This window comes from Niallia sp. RD1 (assembly GCF_024219955.1).
Taxonomy (GTDB): Bacteria; Bacillota; Bacilli; order Bacillales; family Cytobacillaceae; genus Niallia; species Niallia alba.
Genome location: NZ_CP100420.1, coordinates 1,210,118 through 1,221,455, shown reverse-complemented (window position 1 = coordinate 1,221,455; position 11,338 = coordinate 1,210,118). Strand labels below are relative to the sequence as shown.

Sequence of the window (11,338 nt, the reverse complement as noted above, 5' to 3'; positions counted from 1 at the left end):
ACACCTCCATAATCAGCGTGAATACCAGTTCTTGGTATATCTCGTACGAAATGGGGTTTTTTTGTTGAAAAAAAGCAAGTTTTTAGAAGCGATTGAAGTATGTAGGGAGGTATTGTACGATTTCCATTTCATGTGCGATTCCCGCATGAAATCAACCTACTTTACACGTAAAGGAGGCAAATTGACTTTCCCAGAAACAATTTTGTTTGTGCTAAATCTAGTAACGAGAAGCTTGCAGATTGAGTTGAATGACTTTTTTGAGTTGATTAAAAAAGAAGGAGAAATTATAAGTAAACAGGGATTTTCACAAGCGCGAAAAAAAATAAAACCAGAAGCCTTCAAGACGTTATTTGACACCATTACGACGTGGTTTTATCAGACAAATAACTCCTTTAAATATAAGGGCTTCCGGTTATATGCGATTGATGCGTCTATCATAGAAATAGCCAATTCCCAAAGGCTAAGAGATACCTTCGGCGCATCAAAGGGCAATGGCAAGGAACTTGCCAGAGCCATGGTATCTACTATTTATGATATCGGAAATGATTTATTTGTAAAGGGGATAATCACAAAATGTACAGATAGCGAGCGCACAGTAGCGATAGAATTAATTGATAGTTTCCTAGAACTGCGTTCTAACCACGACCTTTTTCTTTTTGACCGTGGGTATCCATCTCAATATTTCTTTCACTATCTTTTGAAGAATAAAGTGAATTTTGTTGTTAGAACGCCAGTTAATTTTTACCGAGCCGCTATAAAAGAAGGGATCCCTGATCAGGTCATTGAACTCAAGTATAAAAGCAACGTCATGCGTTTGCGTGCGGTCCGTATCCCATTAGGCTCTGGAGAAGATGAATTACTTATAACGAATATATTAGATGAGTCTTTTGATATTCCGGCTTTTAAAGAGTTGTACTTTAAACGATGGTCAATCGAAACAAAATACGATGTCTTAAAAAACAAAATACAGATTGAAAGATTCTCAGGCGAAACAAAACAGACGATTGAACAAGAGTTTTATGCTGCTTTATTTTTAAGCAACATGGCTTCCCTACTAAAGCATGAGTCAGATGTGATCATCGCCGAGGATCAGAAGGATAAAGACTTAAAGCACAAATATAAAACTAACACCAATATTTTAATTGGCGCACTAAAAGATAAGCTCATTTGTTTAATCATTGAACCAAGTCAAAGGCGAAGAAAAAAGATGTATAAAGACCTACTGAACGAAGTTCAGCGAAATAGAGTCCCAATTAGACCTGGAAGGAAATTTAAACGTTCCAGAGGGCTAAATGCGAATAAACATGGATTTGGACAACGACCAGCTATCTAACAAAACGAACAAATAGGAAAATCAGGGAAATGCCAAAAAAATTAAATAGGCACTTCCCGGGCATCCTATTGGCTTTTTTAGTTATCAGAATATTATAAACATCAATTTTGGTTTACCACTGGTAATTACTGGTTTCTTAACTTGATGACATTGGGACTCGTCCCCCAACTAGACAAAAAGGATATTTATTCTCCCACAAACATTTTACTCATACCAATCTTATACATTACTAGCACAAGCAGTTCTTTGATATTTGGTTTAAACACCCGATAAAATTAGCTATAATAATGATAAAAGGGGGTGCTTACAGTTGGAGAATCACATACGATTGTCTGATACTACTTCCACTCATGCAAAGCCTATTATTAGAAAGGCGATACTTTGCATGGGGCGAAACGATTAAATTTATCGCTAACAAAGATTTCTAATATTTTGGCTTTGCACCTTATTTTAGACAAAATTAAAAATAAGGGAGCGGGCAAATTGAAATATACGAATGCAAACAATGTTTTACCTGAAAAACTTATTGCCGAAATTCAAAAATATGTTCAAGGTGAGACTTTATATATTCCTAAGCAAGAAAACGCCTATAAGAAGTGGGGAACATCTAGTGGCGGCAGAAAAATGCTGGATCGCAGGAATCATGCAATAAAAGCAGCCTTTGCAAAGGGAAGCACGATTTATGCTTTGGCGAAGGAGCATCATCTTTCAACAGAAACGATTAAGAAAATCGTGTATTCAAATAAGAATGAGGGATAGCACTGATGAGGTTCATCAGTGCTTTTTTATGTAGAGATTGTTTCTAAGTCATCTTTTCCATTTTAGAAAGGTAGGAACTTTATTAAAATAGTAAGAGGGGCGCAACCAATGATAGGAGAGAATGCATATGACAGAACAATTTATAAAAAATGAACAGCTGAATTTTATTGAAAAACAGATTGCAATCATTAAGGATAGTTCCAATAAAAACTTGCCAAAGACGGTGCTAACCGCAGTAATAGATTTAGCAAATGCAAAAATTTTGGATCTCTTTCCTCAAGCATCACTTGAACAGCAAGAGTTGTTAGATATTACAAAATGGAATACAAAGGAAGAGTATGAGCGATATATCGAACAGTTAACTGCTTGTTTACTACCATTTCCCAAAATTACAGAGCAGCAGCTCAAAAAATTATTTCCCAAGCAAAAAAAATTAAGGTTACCTGATTTATCAACGATAGATCACAATAAATTAACTTTTTTAAGTTGGAATGATTTGAAATCTAATAAAAAAGTTATTATTTATGATCTAGAAGGAACATTAGTTGGGACGGAAGGAAAAATGACACCGACTAGTAAAAAAAATATTTGTTCCTTCTGTAACTGCTTTGGAGAAGTAGCCTATTTTTCAACTGTGACAAAAGAAAAAAGGCCCAAAAATGCAGATTATTACAAAGCCATTGGCAATCTAATTTGCACAGATAGCAATGAATGCAATAAGAACATAACCAATACCGAATATTTGCGAGAATTTTTGAAGACTGCGGAGGGACGGTTCTACTAAGGACTATTAAATGCCCTCAGTAGAACCGTCTCCGTGCTTCCCTTTTGATAATTTGTGCTAAGGCTATCAATCCTCTCTCCAACTCATCGAATGATGCGTAGGAATAGGATAATCGTAGATGCTGGTCATCTGTTTTATCGTATACGATTCCTGGATTGATAAGAATTCCGTCTTTAAGGGCTAGAGAAAATAGCCTTTGTGAAGAGATGCTTAGCTTTAATTTTAGCCATATATAAAACCCACCTTTCGGCAATTTCCATGTGGCGATATCAGAAAAATATTTCTTTAATAGTTCATTTGTAAAATCTCTTCTATGTCTAAGCTCGTCTCTTATATTAATTAAAAATTCCTCATACCAACCTTTGCTCAGCCATTTTTCTACAGCAAATTGAGATAAGGTACTGGAACCATAATCTGTTTGCATTTTAATATCAGCCAAATGACCAATCACTGCCTCCGGACCTACTATCCATCCGATTCGAAGTCCTGGGCTTAATGATTTGGACATGCTCCCAATATAGAGAACATTTCCTTGGAAATCATGAGCTTTTAGAGGCTTAGGTGGTGGGATGTCTAACCATAAATCTCCGTATACATCATCCTCAATGATAGGGATTTTTTCCATTTGGCTAACTGCTATTAAATCTTTCCGTCTTCTTTCAGACATTACAATACCTGTTGGATTATGAAAATTAGGTATCGTATAAAGTAACCCCGCTTTATGTTGCTTCTTTAGTCGTCCGATAGTATCAAATGTTACCCCTTCTTCATCAAGTGGTAGGCCAAGTAAATGCATCCCAGCCGATTGGAATACATGGATGGAATTTAAATAAGATGGTGTTTCATGAAAGATTGTAGAGCCTCTTTTTAATAGCCCAATAGATAGCAATTGCAGTGCCTGCAGTCCGCCAGAAACAATTAAAATGGATTCAGATGAAGCAATGATTCCTTTCTTGCTTAAATAGGTACTGACTGTTTGGCGCAAAGCAAAGCTTCCCTTTGGTTCCGTGTAGCCAAGAGATAAGCTTTGCTTCTCATTAAATTGAAAAGTTTCTTCCATCCGTCCTTTAGGTAGCAGTTCTGGGGAAAGTTCCCCCGTACCTAGCCTAATCATATGGGGATTTGCTTCCGCTTTATTAATTTCTTGGATGATGGAAATATTCGGTTGGTGAATTCCTGATTTAACATAACTGATCCAATCAGGAGGAGGTGTGGCTGCAAGTAGACCCCATGTATTATTTATTATCTTTGTACCACTTCCCACTTTCGCTTCCATTAAGCCATCTGCAGCCAATTCTTCAAGTACTGCTACAATGGTGCTTCGATTCACTTGAAATTGTTTGGCTAAGTTGCGTTGAGAAGGAAGTTTCATACCGATTGTCCATTCACCATGCTGTATTTTTGTTTTCATATATGCAGTTATTTGTTGATGCAACGAGACAGTAGAATTCTTTTGTGGCTTCCATTCTATTTCTGCCATAAAAGTGTGCTCCTCTTCTTTGTTTTCTCTTATTTTACCAAAATGGTTGGGTTGGTGACCATCCAATTGGATGGAGACAAGAAAACGATTCTCCGCTATGCTGAATAAAGCGGTAGTGTCAAAAGATTTATGAAAACTACCTAAAGGGTTAGTTTCTCTCCTATTTACTGGATGGAGATGCGCCGCAATCGCTCTTGACAAACACGCCAATGGTTTGAGGATTGTTTAACAAGGGAGAAGGGAACAAAAGAAGGCATACCAAATAAGCCCTTGGTTGTTTCCATTTTAAACCATTGGCAAGTTCGGTTTGTCAAGAGTTCGCTCCGCCGATTGCTGAATTAGCTTAAGGGCTCAGCTAAACAAAAAGTTAGGCTTGTCTTTGTTCTACTATCCATTGTTGTGCTAATCCAATGAGCTTTGTCCAACGTGCTGGCATTGTTGGAAGCCCCTTGAGTTCTGGATTCACTACGGGCACTTTTCCTTCTAAGGCGGCATGCGGACGCAAAAAGTTAAAGTAGGCCGTAAATAAGGTGACGTATGAAATGGAACCATGTTCAGAGCCGAATCCATGAGTGGAGCGATAATTGCCCTTAAAGGTGCGGTTAAGTCTCTCAATTATTTGTTTCAGTGGTCTATATTCGGTCGAAACAGGGTCCTCATTGGTTAATCCAATGACCTGCTTCACATCGAATGAAATCCCATGTTGAGCGAAGAAATGTTGGGCTAAAAGATAGATTGGATTCCCGTCTACCACAAAGGTCAGATTTTCTGGAATCTCTTTCATCTTGATTAAGACCTCATCAATTGCTCGAATGGCTGTTGCTGTGTCTCGATTAGGCGACACCGGATACGAAAGAATAATCTTTTTCACGGCGTCAAAAAAGAAAAATAAATAATGCCATCGACCGTTTACTCTGATATACGTTTCATCACCGCAGAATTGGTCTGAAAGTTCATAGGGATAGTGATCCACATAAGGTTTAAGTAATAAAGCTACGCTATTTTCGTAGTTCAATACAGTCTGATGTGAAATCATCACTCCGTGTACGTCCTGCATAATCGCAGCTGTTTTACGGGCCGAAAGGCCATAGTTTACATGATAGGTTAGGATTAATCCTAATGTATGTGGTGATGCATAAATCTTTGATAAGTCAACGGCCGGCAGTTCTGGTGATTCCTTGGATAACGGCTGGAAATCGATATGAAACTGACGGAAAATGTATCTTAATTTAAATGCTTGAGGGTCCTTTTTGAACCTTTTCTTTTCTTTTGAAGTCATCCCATTGAGCTTCTTTTGATAATAAGAACAGTCATTGTTCTTGCACTTAAACACGTGAAAATCTTTTCTTTCTTTTATTTTCTCGAGAGTTTTGGAACAATGAGGACACTTCAGGATGGCTTCCTTAGAATAACGGTTCTTTTCACTGAAGAGCTCTGTACACACCTTGCATTGATACTGGCCTTTATCTCCATTGTTGGCATAAAGATAATCTGATGGAGCACCACACTTTGGGCAGTTCATGGATTTAGGTACGGAAACTTTTGCATTCTTACGCCTTTGAACAGGTTTAAGTGGTTTCCCGTTCTTCTCTAGATATTCACTAAGAAGAACTCGATAATCAAGCTGTTCCAGAACTTCAATGACCGGAAGGTCGTCCACTTGAAGTTTTCGATATGGTTTATTTACTGGCTGTTCAGTAGGCTTATCAAACATACTCTTACCAATCAATAAAGTAAGCAATGTTCGAATTAGTTGTTCTTGATAGTTTATAAAAGTTAATAAATAGGTTATAATTTGAGGGTACAAATTGTCACTTCCTTTTCTAGGTTGTTGAGAGTGTCGTAACCTCAATTATCCTTAGAATTCAGGGGGTGGCAATTTTTTTGCTTATAAAGCCCTCTCAGATAGGATTTAATAACCTATTTACTATAAAAGTTTTGACAATACGAATAAAGCAGAGGGGGAAGAAGAATGGAACCATTATTACATGGAATGATATTAGCATTTGGGTTAATACTACCTTTAGGTGTTCAAAATATATTTTTGTTTAATCAAGGGGCGACACATACAAGATTCATTGGTGCATTACCTGCTATTATTACAGCTAGCATTTGTGACAGTTTACTTATTTATTTGGCTGTTGCAGGCGTTTCTGTAGTAGTGTTTACCTTTGAGTGGGTTAAAGCGATGCTATTTGTTGTTGGCTTCTTTTTCTTAGTTTATATGGGATGGGCTATGTGGAAAAGTGCAGACAAGGAAGGGAATAGGCAGGAGCAAGTACCCTTTTCCCCCCTTCGCCAAATAGTTTTTGCTGCATCTGTTTCTCTATTAAATCCACATGCGATACTTGATACAATCGGGGTCATTGGTACAAGCTCTCTAGCCTATACAGGAGAAGATAAAATTATCTTTACTGTTGCTTGTATAAGTGTCTCATGGATTTGGTTTTGTCTTTTGGTGATAGTAGGAAGAAGACTCGGACAAATCGGCCACCAAGGGAAGCTGATAAAACGCGTTAACCAACTATCTGTAATGATCATTTGGGCGATGGCTCTTTATTTGGGTATAAATCTTATAAACTCATAAAGACTGCAGAGTGACGATTCTACTGTAGACCATCTAAATGACCTCAAAAGAACCGTCACTCTGCTTCCCACATTGGGCATTCAAAATGACATCGCCTCAATATTTCGCTATAATGAAAAAGTTGTGAGTACCCTTCAAATGGTAAAGGGGGTTTTTGTTATGATTCAATTGTGTAATGTCAGTAAGCGTTTTGCGTATGATGAGGTCATTAAGTCTATTTCTTTAGCGATACATAAAGGGGAAGTCTTTGGAATTATTGGGGCGAGTGGTGCTGGTAAATCGACGTTGCTTCGTCTAATGAATTTATTAGAGGTCCCGGATTCGGGAGAAGTAGAAGTAGATGGGCGAAAGTTGACCAGTCTTAGCTATAAGGAACTTCGCCAAGCTCGCCAATCGATTGGGATGATATTTCAGCATTTCAATCTTGTCGCGAATAAGACAGTTTACGATAATGTCTTAGTGTCTTTAGAATTAGCTAATTATCCAAGAAAAGACCGAAGAAATCGTGTAATAGAGTGTCTCCAATTTGTTGGACTGGAAAGTTATATGGAGAAATATCCTGCCCAATTAAGTGGTGGTCAAAAGCAGCGTGTGGCGATTGCAAGGGCAATTGCAAATAATCCACAAGTATTATTATGTGATGAACCAACCTCTTCCCTTGATCCGAAAACGACAGCGGAAATCTTACATGTATTAGGGGATGTAAATAAGCGACTAGGTGTAACTATTGTCATCGTCAGTCATGAGATGGAAGTAATTAAAAGTATATGTAATCGCGTGACAGTTATCGAGGATGGAGAAATTTATGAAACTGTTGCTATTGAACCAAAAGGAATTCAACAAATAAATAATACCTCAAAAAGATTGGTAGAACAGCTAAAGAAGGATGGTGAAGTTGACCATGCCTGAGATATTAGTTCAATATAGAATGGAAATTTGGCAATCAATCGGACAGACATTTATAATGGTTGGCATGTCTATTTTAGCAGCGATTATAATAGGACTTCCAGTTGGGACGTTGCTTTTCTTAAGTAGAAAGGGAAAAATGCTGGAGAACCCAATCGTTTTTTCTACGTTGAATTTATTAGTAAATATTATTCGTTCGTTTCCGTTTTTATTATTAGTTGTCTTTCTTATTCCGTTTACAAGAATTATCATTGGAACGGCTATTGGAACAGCTGCTGCCACTGTTCCATTATCAATTATCGCTATTGCCCATTATTCTCGCTTAGTGGAGCAATCGTTATTGGAGGTACCGAAGGGTGTCATAGAAGCAGCTATTTCGATGGGGGCCTCTGTTAGGGAGGTAATTTTTAAATTTCTTTATGTCGAAGCTCGCTCTGGACTCGTATTAGGACTGACAACATCGATTATTAGCTTTATTTCTTATTCAACCATTATGGGAGTTGTCGGCGGCGGCGGTATTGGAGATTTTGCTATCCGCTATGGATATCAACAATTTAAAACAGACTTGATGATTTATATGATTATTATTATGGTAATATTAGTACAGGCTATACAATTTACTGGAACAGCTATAGCGAAAGTGATTGATAAAAGGTAAAGGATAGGAGATAAGGAAATGAAAAAGATATTATTTTTAATGATGATTGGTATATTTATGTTGGCTGCGTGCGGTAAAGAAAATACCGAAACAGACAAAAAGAAAGTGGAGAATACAGAGCAAGAGGAAGTTACGTTAAAGGTTGCATCCTTAATTCCGCCAATGACGGAAATCCTTGATCTTGTAAAACCAACATTAGCAGAAGAAGGTATTAACCTTGATGTGGTTGTGCTAAGTGATAATGTGCAACCAAATACTGCTCTTGCAGCAGGGGAGGTGGATGCAAACTTCTTCCAACATGTTCCATACATGGAGGAGTTCAACCGCAGCAATGATGCAGAGCTAGTGCCTGTGAAAGCTATTTATTTTGCCAATTATGGAGTTTATTCAAAACAATATGACTCTATGGATGATGTACCAGAAGGTGCTGTAATCGCGATTGCGAATGATGTTTCCAATATAGATCGATCTTTGGCATTATTAGCTCAACATGATGTAATCAAGTTAAAAGAGAAAGAAGGCCCTTATTACACAAAAGCGGATATCATTGAAAACCCGAAAAACTATAAGTTTGAAGAAGTTGATTTATTAATGCTTGCAAGAATGTATGATGATGCTGATTTAGTCGTGATGACACCAGCTTATGCATCTCCACTTGGATTAACACCGAAAAGTGATGCATTGTTAACAGAAGGTGTAGAAAATGACTTTGCGATTACGTTAGTTGCTCGTAAAGATAATGCGGATTGGGAACCTATTCAAAAGTTAGCAGAGGCAATGACTAGTCCAGAGGTTCGTAAATTTTTAGAAGAAAAATATGATGAAACAGCAATTCCGGCATTTTAAATACGAGGGAAATTAAGAAAGTAATATTTTTTAAATAATAAGCATATCAATGCCTTATCCTAGTTTTTTACAGGGTAAGGCTTTCTTTTTGGGTAAATTCTGGCTTTAAAAAAAGGATTAACTAGCGTATAATTAAAGGTAACTATTTAAAATTTTTTGAAAATAAGTTGGACTGTAACCAGGTAATATTTGCTCCAGAAAAGATGGTTGGCTAACAATTTCTTACTTACTTCCATGTATTAAAAAGGGAACGCTTACATTCTTTCTGAAAATCTAAAGTATAAGGAAGGTTAAAATGAGCAGAAGAGAAACGAAAACAGACGTTATTTTAATTGGTGCCGGGATTATGAGTGCAACTTTGGGGATGCTTTTAAAAGAATTAGACCCGAATATGAAAATTACAGTGTTTGAAAAATTAACTAGCGCAGGAGAGGAAAGCTCCAATGAATGGAATAATGCGGGAACAGGTCATGCCGCACTTTGCGAACTGAACTACACAGTAGAAAAACCTGATGGCTCTATAGACATAAGTAAGGCGATAGAAATTAACGAACAGTTTCAAGTTTCATTGCAATTTTGGTCTCATCTTGTAAAAAATCAAGTACTACATAATCCACAAGATTTCATTATGCCACTACCGCATATGAGTTTAGTGCTAGGAGAAAAGAATGTAAACTTCTTACAGAAGCGTTTTGAGGCGATGGTAAGCAACCCATTATTTGAAGGAATGGAATTTTCAAGGGATCCTGAAAAACTAAAAGAATGGATTCCGCTTATTATGCAGGATCGTGAATCAAAAGAGCCGATAGCTGCAACGAAAATTGATGCCGGAACCGATGTTAATTTTGGTGCTTTGACAAGATTATTGTTTGCTGAATTAGCGAAAAAAGATGTGGGCATTAACTACAAGCACAGTGTAAATGATTTAAAACAGACAGATGATGGCTTGTGGAAAGTGAAGGTCCAAAATAATACCGGTTCGATAGAAACACATACTGCTAAATTTGTCTTTATTGGCGGCGGCGGAGGCAGCTTGCATTTATTGCAGAAATCAGGCATCCCAGAAGGAAAGCATATGGGTGGATTTCCAGTAAGTGGTATATTTTTAGTGTGTAAGAATCCAGAAATTGTTGCTCAGCATCATGCAAAAGTTTATGGAAAAGCAAAGGTAGGCGCACCGCCAATGTCGGTTCCTCATCTTGATACACGCTTTATTGATAATAAAAAGTCATTGCTATTTGGGCCATTTGCTGGTTTTTCTCCTAAATTCTTAAAGACAGGCTCCATGTTTGACTTAATTTCATCTGTAAAGCCAGATAATTTGTTAACAATGTTAGCAGCTGGTGCTAAAAATATGTCTTTAACGAGTTATTTAATCCAGCAACTCATGCTTTCAAAAGAAAAGCGAATAGAAGAATTGCGGGAATTCATTCCAAATGCGAAAGCAGAGGATTGGGATCTTGTGGTAGCTGGGCAACGTGTCCAAGTCATTAAAGACACAGAAGCAGGAGGTAAAGGAACCCTTCAATTTGGAACAGAGGTTGTCAGTTCTGCCGATGGTTCCATAGCAGCATTGCTCGGCGCTTCACCAGGGGCTTCCACAGCTGTCCATGTTATGCTAAAAGTTATTCAGAAGTGTTTTACAGAAAAAATGCCAGAGTGGGAACCAAAATTAAAAAAGATGATTCCATCTTATGGTGTATCGCTTAAGGATAACCCAGAACTATTGGATGAAGTTCACTCGTTAACAGCTCAAGCACTCAAACTATGTGAAAAAAAACCAATTCATCATTAATAATTTAATTTCTCAAATAAGCAAGTTGGCTAATTGGAGAAAAAATATTTTTTGAGCGGAACTTTAAGTTTCATCTCACTATTTTAGCAAAATATGAATGAACATAATAAAAAAGAACTTTCGTCTTCGGATGAAGGTTCTTTTTTTGAAAAAACCTCTTACAAATGTATAGAAAAATAAAATAATTAGC

General features: G+C 37.3%; 10 protein-coding genes. 8 read left to right on the top strand and 2 right to left on the bottom strand.

All coding sequences use genetic code 11. The features are described 5' to 3' along the window. Nucleotides 1–145: 145 nt before the first annotated feature. The 3 genes from NKG37_RS05650 to NKG37_RS05640 all read left to right on the top strand — a co-directional run bounded on the left by NKG37_RS05650 (nucleotide 146) and on the right by NKG37_RS05640 (nucleotide 2,876). Entirely contained in the window at nucleotides 146–1,333 is a 1,188-nt protein-coding gene (locus NKG37_RS05650) for an IS4 family transposase (protein WP_254414795.1), read from the top strand. A gap of 483 nt (nucleotides 1,334–1,816) precedes the next feature. Further along, nucleotides 1,817–2,092 (top strand): CD3324 family protein, encoded by a 276-nt coding sequence (locus tag NKG37_RS05645; protein WP_169189483.1) that lies wholly within the window; start codon nucleotides 1,817–1,819, stop codon nucleotides 2,090–2,092. A 127-nt stretch (nucleotides 2,093–2,219) separates the two neighbouring features. Then, complete coding sequence (locus tag NKG37_RS05640) at nucleotides 2,220–2,876, top strand: FusB/FusC family EF-G-binding protein (RefSeq protein ID WP_101728957.1); 657 nt, start codon at nucleotides 2,220–2,222, stop codon at nucleotides 2,874–2,876. Nucleotides 2,877–2,892: 16 nt separating this feature from the next. Here NKG37_RS05640 and NKG37_RS05635 read toward each other — a convergent pair whose 3' ends face one another. Together NKG37_RS05635 and NKG37_RS05630 are read right to left on the bottom strand one after the other, a co-directional pair. Then, on the bottom strand, nucleotides 2,893–4,356 hold the full coding sequence (locus NKG37_RS05635) for an aminotransferase-like domain-containing protein (RefSeq protein ID WP_254416372.1): 1,464 nt from the start codon (nucleotides 4,354–4,356) through the stop codon (nucleotides 2,893–2,895). A gap of 367 nt (nucleotides 4,357–4,723) precedes the next feature. Beyond that, nucleotides 4,724–6,163 carry a DDE-type integrase/transposase/recombinase gene (locus tag NKG37_RS05630; RefSeq protein WP_169187685.1) on the bottom strand — a complete coding sequence of 480 codons (1,440 nt, stop codon included), beginning with the start codon at nucleotides 6,161–6,163 and terminating at the stop codon, nucleotides 4,724–4,726. A gap of 165 nt (nucleotides 6,164–6,328) precedes the next feature. On the opposite strand from NKG37_RS05630, the gene NKG37_RS05625 reads away from it, so the two are divergent. The 5 genes from NKG37_RS05625 (at nucleotide 6,329) to NKG37_RS05605 (ending at nucleotide 11,148) form a co-directional block, all read left to right on the top strand. Further along, entirely contained in the window at nucleotides 6,329–6,943 is a 615-nt protein-coding gene (locus NKG37_RS05625; protein ID WP_254415948.1) for a LysE/ArgO family amino acid transporter, read from the top strand. Nucleotides 6,944–7,102: 159 nt separating this feature from the next. Further along, a complete protein-coding gene (locus tag NKG37_RS05620; protein WP_254415947.1) occupies nucleotides 7,103–7,852 on the top strand; it encodes a methionine ABC transporter ATP-binding protein in 750 nt (249 codons plus the stop codon). Further along, nucleotides 7,845–8,507, top strand: coding sequence for a methionine ABC transporter permease (locus tag NKG37_RS05615; protein ID WP_016201560.1), 663 nt, complete (start codon nucleotides 7,845–7,847; stop codon nucleotides 8,505–8,507). Before NKG37_RS05620 ends, NKG37_RS05615 begins: the two co-directional genes overlap by 8 nt. 18 nt (nucleotides 8,508–8,525) lie before the next feature. Continuing rightward, nucleotides 8,526–9,353, top strand: a complete 828-nt coding sequence (locus tag NKG37_RS05610) for a MetQ/NlpA family ABC transporter substrate-binding protein (RefSeq protein WP_254415946.1) — start codon at nucleotides 8,526–8,528, stop codon at nucleotides 9,351–9,353. A gap of 295 nt (nucleotides 9,354–9,648) precedes the next feature. Next, entirely contained in the window at nucleotides 9,649–11,148 is a 1,500-nt protein-coding gene (locus NKG37_RS05605) for a malate:quinone oxidoreductase (protein WP_254415945.1), read from the top strand. Nucleotides 11,149–11,338 lie beyond the last annotated feature (190 nt).

What these genes read in the sequence shown, in the direction of transcription:
- NKG37_RS05625 (WP_254415948.1), top strand. Translation starts at nt 6,329, where the DNA reads ATGGAACCATTATTACATGGAATGATATTAGCATTTGGGTTAATACTA.
- NKG37_RS05615 (WP_016201560.1), top strand. Translation starts at nt 7,845, where the DNA reads ATGCCTGAGATATTAGTTCAATATAGAATGGAAATTTGGCAATCAATC.
- NKG37_RS05605 (WP_254415945.1), top strand. Translation starts at nt 9,649, where the DNA reads ATGAGCAGAAGAGAAACGAAAACAGACGTTATTTTAATTGGTGCCGGG.
- NKG37_RS05610 (WP_254415946.1), top strand. Translation starts at nt 8,526, where the DNA reads ATGAAAAAGATATTATTTTTAATGATGATTGGTATATTTATGTTGGCT.
- NKG37_RS05640 (WP_101728957.1), top strand. Translation starts at nt 2,220, where the DNA reads ATGACAGAACAATTTATAAAAAATGAACAGCTGAATTTTATTGAAAAA.
- NKG37_RS05635 (WP_254416372.1), bottom strand. Translation starts at nt 4,356, where the DNA reads ATGGCAGAAATAGAATGGAAGCCACAAAAGAATTCTACTGTCTCGTTG.
- NKG37_RS05650 (WP_254414795.1), top strand. Translation starts at nt 146, where the DNA reads ATGAAATCAACCTACTTTACACGTAAAGGAGGCAAATTGACTTTCCCA.
- NKG37_RS05620 (WP_254415947.1), top strand. Translation starts at nt 7,103, where the DNA reads ATGATTCAATTGTGTAATGTCAGTAAGCGTTTTGCGTATGATGAGGTC.